The sequence below is a fragment of the Burkholderia sp. Bp8986 genome (assembly GCF_003854225.1).
GTDB lineage: Bacteria > Pseudomonadota > Gammaproteobacteria > Burkholderiales > Burkholderiaceae > Burkholderia.
In genome coordinates this window covers 92,238-111,217 of the sequence record NZ_QTQM01000002.1, presented here as the reverse complement: position 1 = coordinate 111,217, position 18,980 = coordinate 92,238, and the positions used below count along the sequence as shown (strand labels likewise).

22 protein-coding genes are annotated in these 18,980 nt (G+C 67.0%); 13 read left to right on the top strand and 9 right to left on the bottom strand.

Annotation, left to right across the window (positions count from 1 at the left end; genetic code table 11):
* Positions 1–72: 72 nt before the first annotated feature.
* The 3 genes from rpmG to radC form a co-directional block, all read right to left on the bottom strand.
* Positions 73–240: a 50S ribosomal protein L33 gene (rpmG, locus tag DID99_RS02445; RefSeq protein ID WP_006478046.1), complete on the bottom strand. Its 168-nt coding sequence runs from the start codon at positions 238–240 to the stop codon at positions 73–75.
* Positions 241–257: 17 nt separating this feature from the next.
* Positions 258–491: a 50S ribosomal protein L28 gene (gene rpmB, locus DID99_RS02440; RefSeq protein WP_004186391.1), complete on the bottom strand. Its 234-nt coding sequence runs from the start codon at positions 489–491 to the stop codon at positions 258–260.
* 238 nt (positions 492–729) lie between these two features.
* The gene (gene radC / locus DID99_RS02435) at positions 730–1,503 is read right to left on the bottom strand and encodes a RadC family protein (protein WP_124666021.1); all 774 of its coding nucleotides are present in this window, start codon (positions 1,501–1,503) and stop codon (positions 730–732) included.
* Positions 1,504–1,638: 135 nt separating this feature from the next.
* Between radC and DID99_RS02430 the strand changes: the two genes are divergently transcribed.
* The 8 genes from DID99_RS02430 (at position 1,639) to DID99_RS02395 (ending at position 8,991) form a co-directional block, all read left to right on the top strand.
* Complete coding sequence (locus DID99_RS02430; RefSeq protein WP_044845599.1) at positions 1,639–2,094, top strand: peptidylprolyl isomerase; 456 nt, start codon at positions 1,639–1,641, stop codon at positions 2,092–2,094.
* Between the two features lie 2 nt (positions 2,095–2,096).
* Complete coding sequence (ispH, locus tag DID99_RS02425) at positions 2,097–3,077, top strand: 4-hydroxy-3-methylbut-2-enyl diphosphate reductase (protein ID WP_044845600.1); 981 nt, start codon at positions 2,097–2,099, stop codon at positions 3,075–3,077.
* A 270-nt stretch (positions 3,078–3,347) separates the two neighbouring features.
* Positions 3,348–4,187 (top strand): branched-chain amino acid ABC transporter, encoded by an 840-nt coding sequence (locus tag DID99_RS02420; RefSeq protein ID WP_124666094.1) that lies wholly within the window; start codon positions 3,348–3,350, stop codon positions 4,185–4,187.
* A gap of 211 nt (positions 4,188–4,398) precedes the next feature.
* Positions 4,399–5,349 carry a branched-chain amino acid ABC transporter permease gene (locus DID99_RS02415; protein WP_044845601.1) on the top strand — a complete coding sequence of 317 codons (951 nt, stop codon included), beginning with the start codon at positions 4,399–4,401 and terminating at the stop codon, positions 5,347–5,349.
* Positions 5,350–5,368: 19 nt separating this feature from the next.
* Positions 5,369–6,538, top strand: coding sequence for an ABC transporter permease subunit (locus DID99_RS02410; protein ID WP_044845602.1), 1,170 nt, complete (start codon positions 5,369–5,371; stop codon positions 6,536–6,538).
* Between the two features lie 23 nt (positions 6,539–6,561).
* On the top strand, positions 6,562–7,338 hold the full coding sequence (locus DID99_RS02405) for an ABC transporter ATP-binding protein (RefSeq protein ID WP_044845603.1): 777 nt from the start codon (positions 6,562–6,564) through the stop codon (positions 7,336–7,338).
* Entirely contained in the window at positions 7,338–8,054 is a 717-nt protein-coding gene (locus DID99_RS02400) for an ABC transporter ATP-binding protein (RefSeq protein ID WP_044845604.1), read from the top strand. The genes DID99_RS02405 and DID99_RS02400 overlap by 1 nt, the downstream gene beginning before the upstream one ends.
* Before the next feature lie 265 nt (positions 8,055–8,319).
* The gene (locus DID99_RS02395) at positions 8,320–8,991 is read left to right on the top strand and encodes a DUF2278 family protein (RefSeq protein WP_124666020.1); all 672 of its coding nucleotides are present in this window, start codon (positions 8,320–8,322) and stop codon (positions 8,989–8,991) included.
* Positions 8,992–9,012: 21 nt separating this feature from the next.
* On the opposite strand, the gene DID99_RS02390 is transcribed toward DID99_RS02395, so the two are convergent.
* From DID99_RS02390 to DID99_RS02380, 3 genes are all read right to left on the bottom strand, one after another.
* Positions 9,013–9,468 (bottom strand): GNAT family acetyltransferase, encoded by a 456-nt coding sequence (locus tag DID99_RS02390; protein ID WP_124666019.1) that lies wholly within the window; start codon positions 9,466–9,468, stop codon positions 9,013–9,015.
* Between the two features lie 13 nt (positions 9,469–9,481).
* Positions 9,482–10,666, bottom strand: a complete 1,185-nt coding sequence (locus DID99_RS02385) for an acetylornithine transaminase (protein WP_044845607.1) — start codon at positions 10,664–10,666, stop codon at positions 9,482–9,484.
* Between the two features lie 296 nt (positions 10,667–10,962).
* Entirely contained in the window at positions 10,963–11,994 is a 1,032-nt protein-coding gene (locus tag DID99_RS02380; protein WP_044845608.1) for a CDP-6-deoxy-delta-3,4-glucoseen reductase, read from the bottom strand.
* 106 nt (positions 11,995–12,100) lie between these two features.
* Here DID99_RS02380 and DID99_RS02375 point away from each other — a divergent pair, with 106 nt between their 5' ends.
* Positions 12,101–13,138 (top strand): NAD-dependent epimerase/dehydratase family protein, encoded by a 1,038-nt coding sequence (locus DID99_RS02375; protein ID WP_124666018.1) that lies wholly within the window; start codon positions 12,101–12,103, stop codon positions 13,136–13,138.
* Here DID99_RS02375 and DID99_RS02370 read toward each other — a convergent pair.
* Together DID99_RS02370 and DID99_RS02365 are read right to left on the bottom strand one after the other, a co-directional pair.
* On the bottom strand, positions 13,121–13,309 hold the full coding sequence (locus DID99_RS02370) for a hypothetical protein (protein WP_044845610.1): 189 nt from the start codon (positions 13,307–13,309) through the stop codon (positions 13,121–13,123). The genes DID99_RS02375 and DID99_RS02370 overlap by 18 nt on opposite strands.
* A gap of 105 nt (positions 13,310–13,414) precedes the next feature.
* Entirely contained in the window at positions 13,415–14,131 is a 717-nt protein-coding gene (locus tag DID99_RS02365; protein WP_124666017.1) for a pseudouridine synthase, read from the bottom strand.
* A 210-nt stretch (positions 14,132–14,341) separates the two neighbouring features.
* On the opposite strand from DID99_RS02365, the gene DID99_RS02360 reads away from it, so the two are divergent.
* From DID99_RS02360 to DID99_RS02350, 3 genes are all read left to right on the top strand, one after another.
* Positions 14,342–14,842, top strand: coding sequence for a DinB family protein (locus DID99_RS02360; protein WP_124666016.1), 501 nt, complete (start codon positions 14,342–14,344; stop codon positions 14,840–14,842).
* Between the two features lie 192 nt (positions 14,843–15,034).
* Positions 15,035–15,808: an SDR family oxidoreductase gene (locus DID99_RS02355; RefSeq protein ID WP_124488484.1), complete on the top strand. Its 774-nt coding sequence runs from the start codon at positions 15,035–15,037 to the stop codon at positions 15,806–15,808.
* Positions 15,809–15,997: 189 nt separating this feature from the next.
* Positions 15,998–16,927: a LysR family transcriptional regulator gene (locus tag DID99_RS02350; protein WP_124488483.1), complete on the top strand. Its 930-nt coding sequence runs from the start codon at positions 15,998–16,000 to the stop codon at positions 16,925–16,927.
* A 125-nt stretch (positions 16,928–17,052) separates the two neighbouring features.
* Here DID99_RS02350 and DID99_RS02345 read toward each other — a convergent pair whose 3' ends face one another.
* Positions 17,053–17,940, bottom strand: a complete 888-nt coding sequence (locus DID99_RS02345; RefSeq protein WP_124666015.1) for a LysR family transcriptional regulator — start codon at positions 17,938–17,940, stop codon at positions 17,053–17,055.
* A gap of 105 nt (positions 17,941–18,045) precedes the next feature.
* On the opposite strand from DID99_RS02345, the gene DID99_RS02340 reads away from it, so the two are divergent.
* Positions 18,046–18,936, top strand: coding sequence for an alpha/beta fold hydrolase (locus DID99_RS02340; RefSeq protein ID WP_124666014.1), 891 nt, complete (start codon positions 18,046–18,048; stop codon positions 18,934–18,936).
* The last annotated feature ends 44 nt before the right edge of the window (positions 18,937–18,980 follow it).

Below are 18,980 nucleotides of genomic sequence, written 5' to 3'. Positions count from 1 at the left end.
AAACCGCGCAAAACAAAAAGCCCCGCATGTGCGGGGCTTTTCGGTCGCCGTCAGGCTGGCAGAAACCGGAGATTACTTGATCTTGGTTTCTTTGTATTCCACATGCTTGCGGACGACGGGATCGAACTTCTTGATCGCCATCTTTTCCGGCATGTTGCGCTTGTTCTTCGTGGTCGTGTAGAAGTGACCCGTACCAGCGGTCGACTCAAGCTTGATCTTGTCGCGTGCGCCTTTTGCCATGATTGTGCTCCTTGGGCTTAGGCTTCGCCGCGTGCGCGCAGGTCAGCGAGCACGGAATCGATGCCGTTCTTGTCGATCAGGCGCAGGCCGGCGTTCGAGACGCGCAGGCGCACCCAGCGGTTTTCGCTCTCCACCCAGAACCGGCGGTTTTGCAGGTTCGGCAGGAAGCGGCGCTTCGTCTTGTTGTTGGCGTGGGAAACGTTGTTGCCGCTCATCGGCGCTTTCCCAGTTACTTGGCATACGCGTGCCATGAGAGCACTCCTAATACGCTAAATTCGGGGTTCGATCGCCGATGAAGGTTCCATCGTACTGCCACGTGATCCATGGCTGCACTCAGAACGCCGAAGCCTGTAAAGACAAGGCCCTTCGATGGCTAGAACTGGTTGGAAAAAAGACAGACGACGATTCTAGCAGAAAAAGTTCAGAAAAATCAAACCCAATTTCGCATCGTCGTTGCGGCGCCCGTGGGGCGGGTCGCCGGGCCACAGTCTACAGCCAACCGGCGCGCGCGAACGAAAATGTATCGCTGGTGCCGACGACGACGTGATCGAGCAGCCGCACGTCGACGAGTTCGAGCGCGTCTTTCAGCACCCGCGTCAGGCGGCGGTCCTCCGCGCTCGGCTGGACCGCGCCCGACGGATGATTGTGCGCGACGATCAGCGCCGCGGCGTTCTGCTGCAGCGCGCGGCGCACGACCTCGCGCGGATAGACGGCCATGCGCGTCAGCGAGCCGCGCGTGATTTCCTCCATGTCGATCAGGCCGTTGCGGGCGTCGAGGTACACCGCAATGAATACTTCGTGCGGGCGCGAGCCGATCTTCAGCCGCAGGCAATCCTCGACGGCGCCAGGCGAATCGATCTGCAGGCGCGCGTGCGCCTTCTCCTCCAGCATGCGCCGCGCGATCTCGGTGACCGCGACGAGCCGTGCGGAGCGCGCGGGACCGATGCCGGGGTGCATCTCGAAGTCGCCGGAGGTCGCCTCGAGCAGGCCGCGCAACGTGCCGAACTGCCTGACCAGCGCGCGGGCGGTGACGAACACATCATGCCCGGGCTTGCCCGTGCCGAGCAGCAGCGCGATCAGCTCGTCGTCGGTCAGCGCGGCGGGCCCGCGCTCCAGCAGCCGTTCGCGCGGCCGCTCGGGGCGCCAGTCGGCCGGGCGGCGCTTGCGCAGGCGGATCGGGACGACGCGGCCCGGCGCAGCGGCCGGTGGGTCGGCGGTGTCGCGGCATTCGGACGGCACGACGGCGAGAGAGGATGACGGCATGATCGAAACTCCATTGGCGGCGGCCGTGTGCGCGACGTCGTCGCACTTTCAGCCTTGCGCGCTCAGGTGACTTACAATATTGGCTTTGCGCCGGGCCTTTCGGCCAGTTCGGGCGCCGACGAACACGAGTCATTCATGAGCATCATCGATCTATCCGAAGTGAAGCCCGGTTCCCATGTCACGCTGCATTACCGGCTGGCACTGGCCGACGGCGCCGATATCGTCAACACCTTCTCCGACAAGCCCGCCACGCTGCTGCTCGGCGCCGGGCAACTGGCGCCCTCGCTGGAACAGATTCTGCTCGGGCTCAGGGTCGGTGACCATTCGACTTTTCAGCTAACGCCCGAGCAGGGGTTCGGTCCCCGCAATCCCGACATGCTCCAGCGCGTGACGCTGTCGACGCTGCGCGAGAACGGGATGGTCGGCGACGATTTCACGCCGGGCGAGCTGATCGAATTCAACGCGCCGGACGGCGGCCGCTATGCAGGGGTGCTGAAGGAAGTCAGCGAAACCTCGGCGCTGTTCGACTTCAATCATCCGCTCGCGGGCCAAGCGCTCACGTTCGAAGTGAAAATCATCGGAATCCTGTAATCATGAGCACCACCGATACGCTGTCCGGGCAGACCGTCGCCGCCGATGCCGAAATCCTGCTGGCCCAGCCGCGCGGCTTCTGCGCCGGGGTCGATCGCGCAATCGAGATCGTCGAGCGCGCGATCGCGATGCACGGTGCGCCGATCTACGTCCGTCACGAGATCGTCCACAACAAGTACGTGGTCGAGGATCTGAAGAAGAAAGGCGCGATCTTCGTCGAGGAACTCGAGGAAGTGCCGGCCGGCAACACCGTGATCTTCAGCGCGCACGGCGTGTCGAAGGCCGTGCGCGACGAGGCGGACGTGCGCGGGTTGCGTATTTACGACGCAACCTGCCCGCTCGTCACGAAGGTGCACGTCGAAGTGGCGAAGATGCGCCAGGACGGCGTCGACATCGTGATGATCGGCCACAAGGGCCACCCGGAAGTCGAAGGCACGATGGGGCAGGTCGAGCGCGGCATGCATCTCGTCGAAAGCGTCGAGGACGTGCAGAAGCTCGCACTCGCCGATCCCGAGCGCATCGCGCTCGTCACGCAGACGACGCTGTCCGTCGACGACGCGGCCGAGATTATCGGCGCGCTGAAGGCGAAGTATCCGAAGATCCGCGAGCCGAAGAAGCAGGACATCTGCTACGCGACGCAGAACCGCCAGGATGCGGTGAAGTTCATGGCGCCGCAGTGCGACGTCGTGATCGTCGTCGGCAGCCCGAACAGCTCGAATTCGAGCCGCCTGCGCGAAGTGGCCGAGAAGCGCGGCGTGGCCGCGTACATGGTCGACGCACCCGACCAGATCGATCCGGCCTGGGTCGCGGGCAAGCGCCGCATCGGCGTGACGGCCGGCGCATCGGCGCCGGAAGTGCTCGCCCAGGCCGTGATCGCGCGGCTGCGCGAGCTCGGCGTGCGCAACGTCCGCGCCCTCGACGGCATCGAGGAAAACGTGTCGTTTCCGCTGCCGCGCGGGCTCAACCTGCCGCCCGCCGCCTGATTGCCGCATCGCACCTGCGATACCCCCGAAGCGCGCCTCCCGGCGCGCTTTTTTTTGCGTCGCGAAAACGCGATGCAACCATTGTTCACAGCAATGGTGCAACCCGGTTGCTATCGCTGCGCGTAGCCGCTTCTCAAAATTGGTTGCAATGCAGGAAAACCCCATCGAATCAGGATTATTGGCGGCCTATAAATGGAGTTACAATGCGCCCGTTTTCAGGCCGGAATGGCTTTGAAATCGGGTTTTGGCAAGGCGCGGGAGACCTACTCGATGCATGTGAAGTTGGCTGACGCCATGTCCGTCGCCGCACCGGTTGCAATGCTTGCCGGCTGTAGCAAAAAGAGCGACGACGAGGCGGGCAGGGAGACTGCGGCACCCGCAGTACCGGCGGCCAGCGACGTGCGCGCTGCCGGACCCGGTCGTGCGGCGCGGTCGGTGTGCCGCATTGCGCAATCGGACAGTGACAAGGACAACGGGGCACGTTTGGCGATCGAGGAATTCAACGCGCAGGGCCCGAAGATCGGCATGCATTCGGCACGGCGGGCAGCACGCGCCGGCGGCGCTGCCATCGACCGGGCGACGGGCAAGCTGATTGCCCGACAACGAGCCGCCGGCCATGATGCGGCAGCAGCAGGGCGCGCCGCACGGCGGGCGCCCGGGTTTCGGGGCAACGCAGGCGACGTGCAGATGTCACTGATTCCCTTTCATTTCGATTCGACGAAACAGCGTGTCGCCGCGACCCATTGCGTCGCGGCGGGCGGTCTGCTTCGTTTCACGGATTCCGACGCAGTCCTGACGAAAGTCGGGCGCCACCTTCGCGATGCCGGTTCGGGCGCCGCGCGGGCGGCGGCGGACGGCCCGCTTGCACCGCAGGCGACGGCGTCCGGCATCGGAGCGCAAACCCTTGGCGACATCGGCATGTGCGCCGTCAAGGTGGTCGAGCCCGCGGGCGACGCGGCGCGGAACCTGATCTGTCCGGACGCGGGGTTCGCCCCGGCCCGGACGGAAAAAGGCATGGCGTTCGGGCAACCGGACACCGGCCGTTGCGGCACGCTGCCCTACGACTTCAAGGAGGCCAAGTACACCGTCCTCGATGTCGTGACGATTTAGCGACGGGACTCATGATGGCACCGGAACAGTGCGGTGTCGTTTCTGTATCCGTTCCGGCGGCAGGTCCGGCCGTACAGGCCGGGCGGCGCGCGCCGGGGCGATCCACCCTTACCGGTATCGACTAGTACCCGCAGTGTCGCCGAGAAGGCGCGATTCCTCGCTTACCCGCGGGGCGCAACGTCCTCCGGCAGCATGGGCCAAGGAGCTTTAAATGGATATTTTCGTCCAGCAGATCCTCAACGGGCTGGTGCTCGGCAGTGTGTACGCCATCATCGCGTTGGGTTACACGATGGTGTACGGCATTCTCGGCATCATCAACTTCGCGCACGGCGACGTGCTGATGATCGGCGCGATGGTCGCCCTGTCGGCGATCACCGTGCTGCAGAACCACTTTCCCGGACTCGGCAACGTCGCGACGCTGACGATCGGCCTTGGCATCGCCGCCGTCGTCTGCGCGTGCGTGGGCTACACGATCGAGCGGGTCGCGTACCGGCCGCTGCGCCGCGCGCCGCGTCTCGCGCCGCTGATCACCGCGATCGGCGTGTCGATCCTGCTGCAGACGGCCGCGATGATCATCTGGTCGCGCAACCCGCTGCCGTTCCCGCAATTGCTGCCGACCGATCCGATCAACGTGATCAAGGCGACCGACACGACGCCCGGCGCCGTGATCTCGGTCACCGAAATCGTGATCATCGCGGTGGCGTTCATCGTGATGGCAGGCCTCTTGCTGCTCGTGCACAAGACCAAGCTCGGCCGCGCGATGCGCGCGATCGCCGAAAGCCCGAACACCGCGAGCCTGATGGGCGTGAACCCGAACTTCGTGATCTCGGCGACGTTCATGATCGGCTCCGCGCTCGCCGCGCTGGCCGGCGTGATGATCGCGTCCGAATACGGCAACGTGCACTTCTACATGGGCTTCATCCCCGGCATGAAGGCGTTCACCGCGGCGGTGCTCGGCGGGATCGGCAACCTCGGCGGCGCGATGGTCGGCGGCGTGGTGCTCGGCCTGATCGAGCAGCTCGGCGCGGGCTACATCGGCAACCTCACGGGTGGCGTGTTCGGCAGTAACTACCAGGACGTGTTCGCATTCATCGTGCTGATCATCGTGCTGGTGTTCCGTCCGTCGGGCCTGCTGGGCGAACGTGTCGCGGACCGCGCGTAACGGAAGGGGAGCAAACAACATGACATCCATTCAACCGATCGAATCCTCGACGTCGCTCGTCGAAGAACGCAACACCGCCAAGACCGTCGTCATCGGCATCCTGACCGCGGCCTTCGTGATCGCGGCGCCGATCATCATCGGCTCGGCAGGCGGCAACTACTGGGTCCGCGTGCTCGACTTCGCGATGCTGTACGTGATGCTCGCGCTGGGCCTGAACGTGGTGGTCGGCTTCGCCGGCCTGCTCGACCTCGGCTACATCGCGTTCTACGCGGTGGGCGCATACACGGCGGCACTGCTGAGTTCGCCGCACCTGACCTCGCAGTTCGAGTGGATCGCGGCGCTCGCGCCGAACGGCCTGCACATCCCGTTCCTGATCATCGTGCCGATCGCGATGGCGCTGGCGGCGACCTTCGGGATCCTGCTCGGCGCGCCGACGCTGCGCCTGCGCGGCGACTACCTGGCGATCGTGACGCTCGGCTTCGGTGAAATCGTCCGGATCTTCATGAACAACCTCGACCGTCCGGTGAACATCACCAACGGCCCGAAGGGGATCACGGGCATCGATCCGGTGCACGTCGGCGGCTTCAACCTGTCGCAGACGCACTCGATCTTCGGCTTCCAGCTGCCGTCGGTCTACATGTACTACTACCTGTTCGTGCTCTGCGCGCTGCTGGTGATCTGGGTCTGTACGCGCCTGCAGCACTCGCGTATCGGCCGCGCATGGGCCGCGATCCGCGAAGACGAAATCGCCGCGAAAGCGATGGGCATCAACACCCGTAACGTGAAGCTGCTCGCGTTCGCGATGGGCGCGTCGTTCGGCGGCCTGTCGGGTGCGATGTTCGGTGCGTTCCAGGGCTTCGTGTCGCCCGAGTCGTTCACGTTCTGGGAATCGATCGTCGTGCTGGCGTGCGTGGTGCTCGGCGGCATGGGCCACATCCCGGGCGTGATCCTCGGCGCGGTGCTGCTCGCGATCTTCCCGGAATTCCTGCGTTCGACGATGAGCCCGCTGCAGCACGCGATCTTCGGTCACGACATCGTCGACACCGAAGTGATCCGTCAGGCGCTGTACGGCCTCGCGATGGTGATCATCATGCTGTATCGCTCGGAAGGCCTGTGGCCGGCGCCGAAGCATGAGGACAAGATCGCGAAACTGGCGAAGCGCAACAGCAAGAAGCCGGTGCGCGCTTAACCAACGGACAAGGGGATACACACATGAGCGACAAGCAAATCCGACTGTCCGTCTCGGGCGTGAACAAACGCTTCGGCGGGCTGCAGGCACTGTCCGACGTCGGCCTGCAGATCAAGGAAGGCGAGATCTACGGCCTGATCGGCCCGAACGGCGCCGGCAAGACCACGTTCTTCAACGTGATCACGGGCCTCTACACGCCGGACTCCGGCGAGTTCAAGCTCGACGGCACGGAATACAAGCCGACCGCGGTGCACCAGGTCGCGAAGACGGGCATCGCGCGCACGTTCCAGAACATCCGCCTGTTCGGCGGGATGACGGCGCTGGAGAACGTGATGGTGGGCCGCCACGTGCGGACCAAGCACGGGCTGCTGGGCGCGGTGTTCCAGACGCCGGCCGAGCGCCAGGAAGAGCGCGAGATCAAGGAACGCGCGATCGAGCTGCTCGAGTACGTCGGCGTGCTGCAGTACGCGGACTACACGTCGCGCAACCTGTCGTACGGCCACCAGCGCCGTCTCGAGATTGCACGCGCATTGGCGACCGACCCGAAGCTGCTCGCGCTCGACGAGCCGGCGGCCGGGATGAACGCGACCGAGAAGGTCGAACTCACGCGCCTGCTCGACAAGATCCGCTCCGACGGCCGTACGATCCTGTTGATCGAGCACGACGTGAAGCTCGTGATGGGATTGTGCAACCGGATGACGGTGCTCGATTACGGCAAGGTGATCGCCGAGGGTCTGCCGCAGGACGTGCAGAAGAATCCGAAGGTGATTGAGGCATATCTCGGCGCAGGGGTGCACTGATGGCAGCGGCAATGTTGAAAATCAAGGGCTTGCAGGTCAACTACGGCGGCATCCAGGCCGTCAAGGGCGTTGACATGGAAGTCCGCCAGGGCGAGCTGGTGACGCTGATCGGCGCGAACGGCGCGGGCAAGACCACGACGATGAAGGCGATCACGGGTCTCAAGCCGTATTCGGCGGGCGACATCGAGTACGACGGCAAGTCGATCAAGGGCGTGCCGTCGCACGAGCTGCTCAAGCGCGGCCTCGCGATGGTGCCGGAAGGTCGCGGGATCTTCGCGCGGATGTCGATCATCGAGAACATGCAGATGGGCGCATACCTGCGCAACGACAAGGAGCAGATCAAGCAGGACGTCGACCGGATGTTCGGCTTCTTCCCGCGGCTGAAGGAGCGTGCAACGCAGCTCGCGGGTACGCTGTCGGGCGGCGAGCAGCAGATGCTGGCGATGTCGCGCGCGATCCTGTCGAAGCCGAAGCTGCTGCTGCTCGACGAGCCGTCGATGGGCCTGTCGCCGATCATGGTCGAGAAGATCTTCGAAGTGGTGCGCGAGATCTCGAAGGAGGGCATCACGGTGCTGCTGGTCGAGCAGAACGCGCGGCTCGCGCTGCAGGCGGCCGACCGCGGCTACGTGATGGATTCCGGCACGGTCACGATGGAAGGCGACGCGAAGCAGATGCTCGACGATCCGAAGGTGCGGGCTGCGTATCTGGGTGAGTAAATGAGCGGGCCCGGCGCGGCGGCGGATGCCGGCGTGCCGCGCAAGGGCTTTCGAAAGGCTGTCACGGGATACCGTGACAGCCTTTTTTTCGTGCGGCGCGCCCGGCGGCGAACTGCGCACGCGGATGCGACTCCATGCATTCGACCGTGACGCCGACCATGCGGTGCGGGACACGGTAGCACGAACGCCGTCCGCTACCTGCCGTCCACCAACCGTCACGCAGGCTGCGTAGCATGGTCGGTTCATCGGGACACGGAGAGCACCCATGAGTCTGGATTACGGTTTCGTGAAGGCGAAGGTGACGTCGGTGGCGCAGCTGAAAGGCTCGCCACACGGCAGCGAGATCCAGTATCACATCCACCTGACGCTCGCATTGCCGTCCGGCGACTGGGACGTCGCGATCAACGTCGGCACCAACGACGCGGACGACCTGCTGAACTACAAGCTCGTCTACGATTTCCATCATCCGGTCACGGCGACGCTCGCGGCCGCGGCCGCAGGCTATACCGATCTCACCGGGCAAACCGCGCTGCCGGCGCTCGACTATCTGCGCAGCGACATCCTGAACGAGACGGGCGCATGGCGTGCCAGCGCGGTGATGGACGGCACCGAGAACGCGGAGCCGATCCCGTCGCTGCTGCGACTCGTCAATGCCGCGCAGTCGCAGGGGCTCGACGTCGTCGTGTTCGGCCGCACGTATAGGGAGGGCAACGGCATCCACGACACGCACATGAACCAGGGTTCGACAGGCTCGAACTACCTGCATCGCGCGGGCAACGACCACAACGATCACAACGACGTGTGGCAGGACGGCGCGTTGATCGTGCGCGTGAGCGAGTCGCAGTGGGCCGCGTATTTCGCGGCGTTCGAGCAGCAGGCCGTGCCGACCGACGCGCTCGGCAATCCGCTGCCGGACGCGGGGCCGATCACGCGCTGAACGCGGCGGCTGCCGGCGGCGTCACGCGGCCGGCAGCGTCTTGCCGAACGAGATGCGTTCCTCGACGCGATAGCCGAGCGCCGCATAGAAGCGGCATGCATCGTCGTTGCCGGGCAGCACCTGCAGGTTGATCTTCAGGCAGCCGAGCGCGGCGAGCGCGCGTTCCGCATGCGCGATCAGCGCGCGGCCGATGCCGAGCCGCCGCGCGTCGTTCGACACGCCGAACGAGTAGAGCCAGCCGCGATGTCCGTCGAACCCCGCCATCAGCGTGCCGACGACCCGCGTGCCGCACGTCGCGACGAAGAACAGCTCCGGCTGCGTCGCGAGCTTCAGCTCGATCGAGCGCAGCGGATCGCGGTGCGGCGGCGCGCCGGCTTCGTCGTACTGCGGGAACGCATCGCGCCACACGGCCAGCACGGCATCGGTGTCGGTGCGTTCGAACGGGCGGATCGCGACAGCATCGGCGGCGGCATTCATCGCGGTGGTTTCCTTAGAGCGTGTCGAGGATCGACCGCAGCATCGCCATCATCTGGTCGATTTCCTCGGTCGTGACGTTCAGCGCGGGCATGAAGCGCAGCAGGTTCGGGCGCGCAGCGTTCAGCAGCAGGCCGTCGGGCTGCATGTCGCGGGCCTTCTCGACGATCTGCGGGCCGATGTCCTTGCCGAGCAGCAGCGCGCGCAGCAGGCCTTCGCCGCGTTCGCCCTCGAAGCCGCGTTCCTCCGACAGTTCGAGCAGCCTGCGCTTCAGGTATTCGGCGCGCTCGCGCACGCCTTCGAGGAAGCCGGGCGCGACGAGCTGCGAGATCACCGAATAGCCGACGGCCGTCATCAGCGGGTTGCCGTTGTACGTGCCGCCCTGGTCGCCGGCCTCGAACACCGCGACGTCGGCCTTCGACAGCAGCGCGCCGAGCGGTGCACCGCCGCCGATGCCCTTCGCGAGCGTCATGATGTCCGGCTCGATACCGGACAGCTCGTACGCGAACAGCGTGCCCGCGCGGCCGCACCCGCTTTGCACTTCGTCGACGATCAGCAGCAGGTCGTGCTGCTTCGTCAGCGCGCGCAGCGCCTGCATGAATTCACGCGTGGCCGGGATCACGCCGCCTTCGCCCTGGATCGGCTCGAGCATCACCGCGACGGTCTTGTCGGTGATCAGCTTCTCGACGGAGTTGATGTCGTTCAGCTCGGCCTTCGGGAAGCCCGGCACCTGCGGTGCGTAGATCGTGTCCCAGCCCGGCTTGCCGCTGGCCGACATCGTCGCGAGCGTGCGGCCGTGGAAGCTGTGGTCGAACGTGATGATCTCGTACGCGCCGTTCTTGAACTTGCGGCCCCACTTGCGCGCGAGCTTGATCGCGCCTTCGTTCGCTTCCGCGCCGCTGTTCGTGAAGAACACCTTGTCGAATACGCTGTGCTGCGTGAGCAGGCCAGCGAGCTTCGCCATCGGTTCGTTGTAGAACGCGGGCGACGGGTTCAGCAGCTTCTCCGCCTGCGTCTTCAGCGCTTCGACGATGCCGTCGTTGCAGTGGCCGAGGCTGTTGACGGCCCAGCCCTGAATGAAGTCCAGATAGCGCTTGCCCGTGTGATCGTAGAGCCACGAACCCTTGCCGTGCGTAAACACGATGTCGGGGCGGTTCGTGATGTACATCAGCGAGTCGATCGGGTAATCGTTCAGGGGCATGGCAGCAGACTCCAGCGGACGTTGAAAGGAAAGCGGGCAATAAAAAAGCCACGGAAGGCCGTGGCTGGTGGGTCGAACAGCTTGTGCGTAACCGGTGAAGCGGAGGAGTAGGTTACGCGCGAGTCCGTGACGAGCCGGCGGCATCCGGGCGGAGCGGCGAGCGGCGACGTCGAAGTGCGGACAGGAAGCGGTTCATGTGCGCAAGCATAAGGCATCCCGCGCCCCACTGTAAACCGCCGCGATGCCACGGATGTGACACGGCGGCGCGCAGCGGGGCGCGCGGGCGCGCCCGGGGCTCAGACCGGATGCGCGAGATCGGCGGCGCTCGTGAACGAGTCCGCGTAGAACTCGTCGGCCGGCAGCGCGTGGTGCTGCGTGAAGTCGCGCTGTGCGGATTCGACCATCACCGGCGCGCCGCATGCGTACACCTGGTGGCCCGACAGATCGGGCAGGTCCTCGATCACCGCGCGATGGACGAAGCCGGTGCGGCCGGTCCACTGGTCGGCGTCGTCCGGCTCGGACAGCACCGGCACGTACTTGAAGTTCGGGATCTCGCGCGCCCATTGCTCGGCGAGCTCGCCGAGGTAGATGTCCTTCTTGCGGCGTGCGCCCCAGTAGAGCGTCATGGGACGCGTGATGCCCCGGTGCTTCACGTGCTCGACGATCGCCTTGATCGGCGCGAAGCCGGTGCCCGATGCGAGCAGCACGATCGGCTTGTCGGAGTCCTCGCGCAGGAAGAACGTGCCGAGCGGGCCTTCGAAGCGCAGGATGTCGCGTTCCTTCATCGCGCCGAACACGTGGTCGGTGAACTTGCCGCCCGGCATGTGGCGGATGTGCAGCTCGATCGGGCCTTCCTCGTGCGGCGCGTTCGCCATCGAGTAACTGCGGCGCGAGCCGTCCTTCAGGATGAACTCGACGTACTGGCCCGCGAGGTATTGCAGGCGCTCGTTGGCCGGCAGCTGCAGCTTCACGACCATCACGTCGTCGGCGCGGCGCTCGAGCGCGGCGATCCGGCACGGCAGCTTCTTCACCTGCACGCCGTCGACACCGGCGATTTCACGCACGTCGATCTCGAGGTCGCATTGCGCCTTCGAGCAGCACAGCAGCGCGAGGCCGCGCGTGCGCTCGTCGTTGGACAGTGCCGACGCGGCGTGCGGGCCCTGTTCGATCTGGCCCGACACGATCTGGCCCTTGCAGGAGCCGCACGCGCCGTTCTTGCACCCGTACGGCAGATGGACGTTCTGGCGCAGCGCCGCCGCCAGCACGGTTTCGTCCGACTCGACCTGGAACTGCCGGCCGCTTTGCTTGAGAGTAACGTTGAATGCCATAGAACCAAATAGAACAAAATGTGGGGACCGTGCATATCGCGCACGGCAGCTACAATGCAAACCCGTTGCGCGCCGCGCAACGGTGGCTACTGATTTCGCAACCAACATGATCGCGACTCGAATCCTGCGCCGGCCGCGCGTCCTGATCGTCGGCTGCGGCGACGTCGGCCTGCGCTGCGTCGCGCAATGGCGCGATGCGCGCCGCAACCTGCGCATCGTCGCGCTGACGAGCCATCCGGGCCGCCGCGACGAACTGCGCGCGGCAGGCGCGACGCCGCTCGTCGGCGACCTCGATCGCCGGGCGACGCTCGGACGTATCGCGGGCCTCGCCCGCACGATCCTGCATCTCGCGCCGCCGCAATCCGACGGCCGCGACGATCGCCGCACCCGTGCGCTGATCGCCGCATTGTCCGTGCCTGCGCGGCGGCCGTCCGCACCGGCGGTGTCGTCGGTCGGCCGGCTCCGCACGCTGCGCGCCGCGACCCGACAGGCCGGCGTGCCGGTGCGGGAAGCGCGTATTGTACCCGACGCCCTTCGCGCGCCGACGCTCGTCTACGCCAGCACGACGGGCGTCTACGGCGACTGCGGCGGCGCGCGAATCGACGAAACGCAGCCGCTGCGCCCCGCGAATCCGCGCGCGTTCCGGCGCGTCTCGGCCGAGCGTCAGCTGCGGGCGGCGACGGTGCGCGGCGTGCTGTCCGCGCGCATCGTGCGTATTCCCGGCATCTACGCGGCGAACCGGCTGCCGCTCGCGCGGCTCGAGCGCGGCACGCCAGCACTCGACGCGGCCGACGACGTCTACACGAACCACATCCACGCCGACGATCTCGCGGCGATCCTGCGTCGCGCGGCCGTGCGCGGCAAGCCGGCGCGCGCCGTGCACGCGTCGGACGACAGCGAACTGCGGATGGGAGAGTATTTCGACCGGGTCGCGCAGGCGTTCGGCCTGCCGCCGCCGCCGCGGATCAGCCGCGCGGACGCCGAGCAGCAACTCGAGCCGGCGCTCCTGTCGTTCATGCGCGAGTCGCGGCGCCTGTCCAATGCGCGGCTCAAGGCCGAATTGTGCGTGACGTTGCGCTATCCGACCGTAGACGAATTCCTTCAAACGCTCGCGCCGCGCGGCGCGTCAGGTCAGCGCCGGTAACGCCTCGATCAGCAGGAAGCACAACAGCGCGCCGATCAGCGCGCCGATCAGGTTCGGATGGTATTTGTGCTTCATGTGCATCATGGCCAGCAGCGCGCCGATCACGATGGCGCCCACGACCGCGAACGCGATCGTCACGTACGACAGTTCGAAAGAATGGTTGAAGTTCATGATGTCTCCCCTGCATTGCTGCTCGTACAGCTTGTGATTTCAGTATAGCGGGGGATCGGGCGGCCGCGACGCGGCCCGACATCGAACGATCGTGCGGATTTTCCCTTACAGGGTTTTGACGGGATTGCGCAGGGCTGAAAGGTCGTCTTCCCCGAGCCAGCGCCACGCGCCCGGCGCCAGGTTGTCCGGCAGCGTGAACCCGCCGATGCTTTCGCGGTGCAGCGCCTCGACGCGGTTGCTCGCGGCCGCGACCATGCGTTTCACCTGATGATATTTGCCTTCGAGGACGGTCAGCGCGAGCGCGTGCGTGTCGCGCGCGTCGGCGGCGACCGCCGCGATCGGCTTCGGCTCGCCGTGGAGCTGCACGCCGGCGCGCAGTGCGTCCAGCTGGGCGTCGTCGAGCGGGTGGCGCACGGTGGCGACGTAGGTTTTCGGCACCTTGCGCTTCGGCGACGTGTACGCGTGCACGAACTGGCCGTCGTCGGACAGCAGCAGCAGGCCCGTCGTGTCCTGGTCGAGGCGGCCGACGCATTGCACGCCGCGTGCGACGAGCGGCGCGGGCAGCAGGCTGAACACGCTCGCGTGGTGTTGCGGCTCGCGCGAACACTCGTAGCCGGCCGGCTTGTTGAGCGCGAGATACGCGCGGGCGTGGAACGGCCACGCGGTGTCGTCGACCGTGAACACGAGGCCGTCGGTGTCGAACGACGCGTCGGGGTCGGTCGCGCTCGCGCCCGCGACGGTGACGCGGCCCGTTTCGATCAGGCCGCGGCACTGGCGGCGCGAGCCGAAGCCCTGCGTGTAGAGAATGCTTTCGAGATCCATAGCGCGCGCATTCTATCAAGCCACGCGCCGGCACCGGCACGAACCCGCCCGCGCTGGTAAGCTGCCGGAGCGCCGCGCCGCACGTTTGTTCTTCACGGAAAGTGGACGTCGCATGCAAGGGGCGTACGGCTTCAGCGTGAAGTCGCGCCACGACGGCGGCACGCCCGTACCGGGGCTATCGCCGTCTCCATCCGACACGGAGTTCGCCGCATGAATCCGACGACGCTCGATGCACTCGCCGATTTCCCCCGTCAGCTCGAAGCGCATTTCGCCGCCGTGCCGGACGGCTACGCGCGCTGGACCCCCGACGACTGGAGCGGGATCCCGAGCGAGCATTTCTCGCCGCTCGGGCAGCTCTGCCACGTGCGCGACATCGAAATCGACGGCTACCACGTGCGGCTGCGGCGGATGCTCGACGAAGATCACCCGCTGCTCGTGTCGGTCGACGGCGATGCGCTCGCGCTCGAGCGCCGCTACGACGCCGCGTACGCGTCCGACGTGCTCGCGGCGATTCGCGACGCGCGGCGCGAGACGCTCGACCTCGTGTCGCGCCTCACGCCCGGGCAGTTTGCGCGCACCGGCGAGTTCGAAGGCTACGGCGCGCTGACCGTGCGCGGTCTCGTCCATTACCTGTGCAGCCACGACCAGCAGCATCTGGCCGGCATGCAGTGGCTGCTCGGCAAGATCGACGCGGTGCTGTACGCGCGCTGAACCGCACGGCCCGGCGGCCGTGCATCGTGTCGTGTCGAGCGGATTTCGTCGCGTTCGTCGGTGGGGCAGCCCACCGTTCCGGATGCCTGACTGGATCGTTTTTCTGGATAATTCATCCAGCCGTGCCCGGCTGACCGGCACGTCGCGCGTGCCTACACTCCTAGCTTCATTCAACGCAAACAGGAGTCAACCGTGGCTACTCATACGCTCGCAGACAAGGTCGTCCTGATCGCAGGCGGCGCCAAGAATCTCGGCGGGTTGATCGCCCGGGACCTGGCCGGCCACGGCGCGAAGGCGGTGGCGATTCACTACAACAGCGCGGCATCGCAGGCGCAGGCCGAAGAGACGGCCGCTGCCGTGCGCGCGGCCGGCGCGGATGCCGCGACGTTCCAGGCCGACCTGACGACGGCCGCCGCGGTCGAGAAGCTGTTCGGCGATGCGAAGCAGCGCTTCGGCAAGATCGACATCGCGATCAATACCGTCGGCAAGGTGCTGAAGAAGCCGTTCACCGAAATCACCGAGGCCGAGTACGACGAGATGTTCGCGGTGAACAGCAAGTCGGCGTTCTTCTTCATCAAGGAAGCGGGGCGGCACCTCGAGGATCACGGCAAGCTCGTCACGCTCGTGACGTCGCTGCTCGGCGCGTTCACGCCGTTCTATGCGGCCTACGAAGGATCGAAGGCGCCGGTCGAGCACTTCACGCGCGCGGCGTCGAAGGAGTACGGCGCGCGCGGCATCTCGGTGACGGCGGTCGGGCCCGGCCCGATGGATACGCCGTTCTTCTACCCGGCCGAAGGCGCCGACGCGGTCGCGTATCACAAGACGGCCGCCGCGCTGTCGCCGTTCAGCAAGACGGGCCTCACCGACATCGAGGACGTCGTGCCGTTCATCCGTCATCTCGTGACCGACGGCTGGTGGATCACCGGGCAGACGATTCTGATCAACGGCGGCTATACGACCAAGTAACCGACCCGGTAACGGGCCGTGCCGGCGGTCGTCGTGTGCGCGGCGACCCGCAATGGACCGTTTGCATGGACAATGGACGGGCGCGCGGACACAACGCCGCGCGCCCGTTTCATCTGTGCCGCCGGAATCGGCCGCGACGCGCGGCGCCTGCCGGCCGCGGTCGTCCGAACCCACGTTCTCTGCCTGCCGATGGACAAGCTGGATCAGGTCAGAATCTTCCTTCAGGTTGCCGAGATGGGCAGCTTCATCAAGGCCGCCCACGCGCTCGACGTGCCGCGCGCGACCGTGTCGGCCGCCGTCCAGCAGCTCGAGACCGCGCTCGGCACGCGCCTGTTGCACCGTACGACGCGGCAGGTCCAGCTGACTGCCGACGGCGCGCTGCTGCTGGAGCGTGGCCGGCGCCTGCTCGCGGAAGCCGACGAGCTCGACCGGCTGTTCCGGCGTCGCGATCGCGACGTGATCGGGCGGCTGAACGTCGATGCGCCGAGCCGGATCGCGCGCCGCGTGATCGCCCCCGCGCTGCCGTCGCTGTTTCGCCGCTACCCGAAGCTGCAACTGTCGCTCGGCTCGACCGACCGCTCGATCGATCTCGTGCAGGAGGGTGTCGACTGCGCGATCCGGGTCGGGCGGCTCGCGGACAGCAGCCTCGTCGTGCGGCCGCTCGGGCAGTTCGCGCTGATCAACTGCGCGAGCCCCGACTACCTGCGCGAATGCGGCGTGCCCGAGCATCCCGATGCGCTTGCGCACGGGCACTGGGCGATCGGCTATGCGTCGCCGACGACCGGCCGCGAGCTCGGCTGGGAATACTGCGCGGACGGCGGGCGGCATACGCTGACGCTGCCGAGCCGCGTGATCGTCAACAACGCTGAAACCTATATCGCGAGCTGCATCGCAGGCATGGGGCTGATCCAGATTCCGCGCTTCGACGTCGTGCATCTGCTCGACAGCGGGGCGCTGGTCGAGGTGATGCCCGGCCATCGGGCCGCGCCGATGGACGTGTCGGCCGTATATCCGCATCGGCGGCACCGGTCGAGGCGGCTCAACGCATTCGTCGAATGGTTCGGGGCGTTGATGGCGGATGCATTGAACGACACGGGCGCGGCCGGCAGCGGCGACTGAAAGCGGCGTCGTGGCCGCAACTGCGGGCCGCCCGCCATTCGCGGGCCGGTGACGCCGATCGATCGGCGTCGGTGCGACGCGGCATGCGCGGTACGTCCGGCACGTGCGGCCATCGCGTCGCGCACTCAGGCGGCGAACTGCCGCGTGCGCCCGGTCGCCCGCACCGCGTCGATCAGCGCGGCGCAGGCGCCGTCGGGCTTCGACGCGAACGCGTAAAAGCACGCGGCCGGCAACGCCGGCAGGCCGTCATTCGCTCCGCATGCGCGCAGGCCGTCGCGCAGTTGGCTGCGCGCGAGCGCCGTGACCGCGAAGCCGGCCAGCGCGGCCGATATGCAGCCGGCCATGCTGGCGCTTTCGAACAGCACGCGAAACGGCCGCAGCGCGGCGGCGAGCGAGGACACCGCGGCTTCCCGGTACACGCACGGCTCCGGAAACAGCGCGAGCGGCACGTCGCCTTCGGCGTCGATTGCCATATCCGACGCGAACGCCCATACCAGTGGTTCTTCCCACAGCAGTTCGCCCGGCGCGTCGACCTGCCTGCATTGCTTGCCGAACACGACGTCGAGCCGGCCCAGCGTCTGCTCGCGCAGCAGCGCCGCGGTGATCCCGACCTTCAGTTCGATCGACGTGCGCGGATGGCTGTCGCGAAACGTGCGCAGCACCTGCGGCAGCCATGCGCCCGCGAAATCCTCCGACGCGCCGACCCGCAATCGCGCGTGCGCCGGCGCGCCGCGCAGCCTCGCGCGCACTTCGCGCTCCATGTCGACGATGTTGCGCGCGTACGCGTACAGCGTGTCGCCGGCCGGCGTGAGCGCGATGCGGCGCGTCGTGCGCGCGAGCAGCACCGTGCCGGCCGCCTGCTCGAGCCGCTTGATGTGGCCGCTGATCGCGGACGGCGTCAGCGCGAGGCGCTCCGCGGCCGGCGCGAAGCCGCGGCTGTCGACGACTTCGAGGAAGGTACGCAACAGCGCGATGTCGAGCGCGCTCGACGCGGGATCGGTCAGCGGTTCCATCGGTTGATTCACCACGATACTTGAAGAATGAGTCATGATACGCCGCGAATCGTGATGAGAGACGGGCCTACCATCGGGCATTCAGGCTGACCAACCGGAGTGCACATGACCGCTTACCGCTATGCGACGACCGCGTCGCTCGAACTCGCCTATCTCGAATGGAACCCGCGCGGCGAACGCGTGGCCGTGCTGCTGCACGGCTGGCCGGACAGCCCGGTCGGCTGGGAGGCCGTGGCTCGAACGCTGGCCGCACGCGGTTACCGCGTGCTCGCGCCCGCGCTGCGCGGTTTCGCGCCGACCCGCTTTCGCGATCCCGCGACGCCGCGCAGCGGCCGGCTCGCGGCGCTTGGCCGCGACCTGCTCGAATTTATCGACGCGCTCGGCATCGAGCGGCCCGTGCTGGTCGGGCACGACTGGGGTGCGCGCGCGGTTGCGAACGCGTGCGGGTTGCGCGACGGCGCGGCCTCGCATCTGGTGATGCTGTCGGTGGGATACGGCACGAACGACCCGGCCCAGGCGTTGTCGCTGCCGCAGGCGCGCAACTACTGGTACCACTGGTTCCTGGCGACGCCGCGCGGCGAGCAGGCGCTGCGCGACGATCGCCGGGCGTTCGCGCGCCTGATGTGGGATACGTGGTCGCCGGCCGATTGGTACGATGCACGCGACTTCGACGCGGCCGCGACTGCCTTCGACGGCCCGGACTGGATCGACGTGGTGCTGCACTCGTACCGTCATCGCTGGGGATTCGTCGACGGCGGGGCCGCGTATGCGGAAGACGACGCGCAACTGACACCCGCACCGGTGCTGTCGGTGCCGACGCTCGTGCTGCACGGCGGCGCGGACGCCTGCAACGGGCCCGAGACTTCGGCCGGGCGCGAGCGGTTCTTCACCGGCCGCTACGAGCGCGCCGTGCTGGACGGTGTCGGGCACTTTCCGCAGCGTGAGGCACCGGCGGTCGTTGCCGACGCGATTCTGCGGTTCTGCGAGCGCGGTTGACGGGCCGGCCGGCGCGGCGCGCAAACGGCCCTCAACGTCGCTCG

Coding starts and splice junctions, on each gene's coding strand:
- DID99_RS02405 (WP_044845603.1), top strand. CDS start 6,562: ATGAGCGACAAGCAAATCCGACTGTCCGTCTCGGGCGTGAACAAACGC.
- DID99_RS02400 (WP_044845604.1), top strand. CDS start 7,338: ATGGCAGCGGCAATGTTGAAAATCAAGGGCTTGCAGGTCAACTACGGC.
- DID99_RS02370 (WP_044845610.1), bottom strand. CDS start 13,309: ATGAACTTCAACCATTCTTTCGAACTGTCGTACGTGACGATCGCGTTC.
- DID99_RS02415 (WP_044845601.1), top strand. CDS start 4,399: ATGGATATTTTCGTCCAGCAGATCCTCAACGGGCTGGTGCTCGGCAGT.
- DID99_RS02420 (WP_124666094.1), top strand. CDS start 3,348: ATGCATGTGAAGTTGGCTGACGCCATGTCCGTCGCCGCACCGGTTGCA.
- rpmG (WP_006478046.1), bottom strand. CDS start 240: ATGGCAAAAGGCGCACGCGACAAGATCAAGCTTGAGTCGACCGCTGGT.
- DID99_RS02345 (WP_124666015.1), bottom strand. CDS start 17,940: ATGGAACCGCTGACCGATCCCGCGTCGAGCGCGCTCGACATCGCGCTG.
- radC (WP_124666021.1), bottom strand. CDS start 1,503: ATGCCGTCATCCTCTCTCGCCGTCGTGCCGTCCGAATGCCGCGACACC.
- DID99_RS02390 (WP_124666019.1), bottom strand. CDS start 9,468: ATGAATGCCGCCGCCGATGCTGTCGCGATCCGCCCGTTCGAACGCACC.
- DID99_RS02375 (WP_124666018.1), top strand. CDS start 12,101: ATGATCGCGACTCGAATCCTGCGCCGGCCGCGCGTCCTGATCGTCGGC.
- DID99_RS02340 (WP_124666014.1), top strand. CDS start 18,046: ATGACCGCTTACCGCTATGCGACGACCGCGTCGCTCGAACTCGCCTAT.
- rpmB (WP_004186391.1), bottom strand. CDS start 491: ATGGCACGCGTATGCCAAGTAACTGGGAAAGCGCCGATGAGCGGCAAC.
- DID99_RS02410 (WP_044845602.1), top strand. CDS start 5,369: ATGACATCCATTCAACCGATCGAATCCTCGACGTCGCTCGTCGAAGAA.
- DID99_RS02350 (WP_124488483.1), top strand. CDS start 15,998: ATGGACAAGCTGGATCAGGTCAGAATCTTCCTTCAGGTTGCCGAGATG.
- ispH (WP_044845600.1), top strand. CDS start 2,097: ATGAGCACCACCGATACGCTGTCCGGGCAGACCGTCGCCGCCGATGCC.
- DID99_RS02395 (WP_124666020.1), top strand. CDS start 8,320: ATGAGTCTGGATTACGGTTTCGTGAAGGCGAAGGTGACGTCGGTGGCG.
- DID99_RS02360 (WP_124666016.1), top strand. CDS start 14,342: ATGAATCCGACGACGCTCGATGCACTCGCCGATTTCCCCCGTCAGCTC.
- DID99_RS02365 (WP_124666017.1), bottom strand. CDS start 14,131: ATGGATCTCGAAAGCATTCTCTACACGCAGGGCTTCGGCTCGCGCCGC.
- DID99_RS02385 (WP_044845607.1), bottom strand. CDS start 10,666: ATGCCCCTGAACGATTACCCGATCGACTCGCTGATGTACATCACGAAC.
- DID99_RS02430 (WP_044845599.1), top strand. CDS start 1,639: ATGAGCATCATCGATCTATCCGAAGTGAAGCCCGGTTCCCATGTCACG.
- DID99_RS02380 (WP_044845608.1), bottom strand. CDS start 11,994: ATGGCATTCAACGTTACTCTCAAGCAAAGCGGCCGGCAGTTCCAGGTC.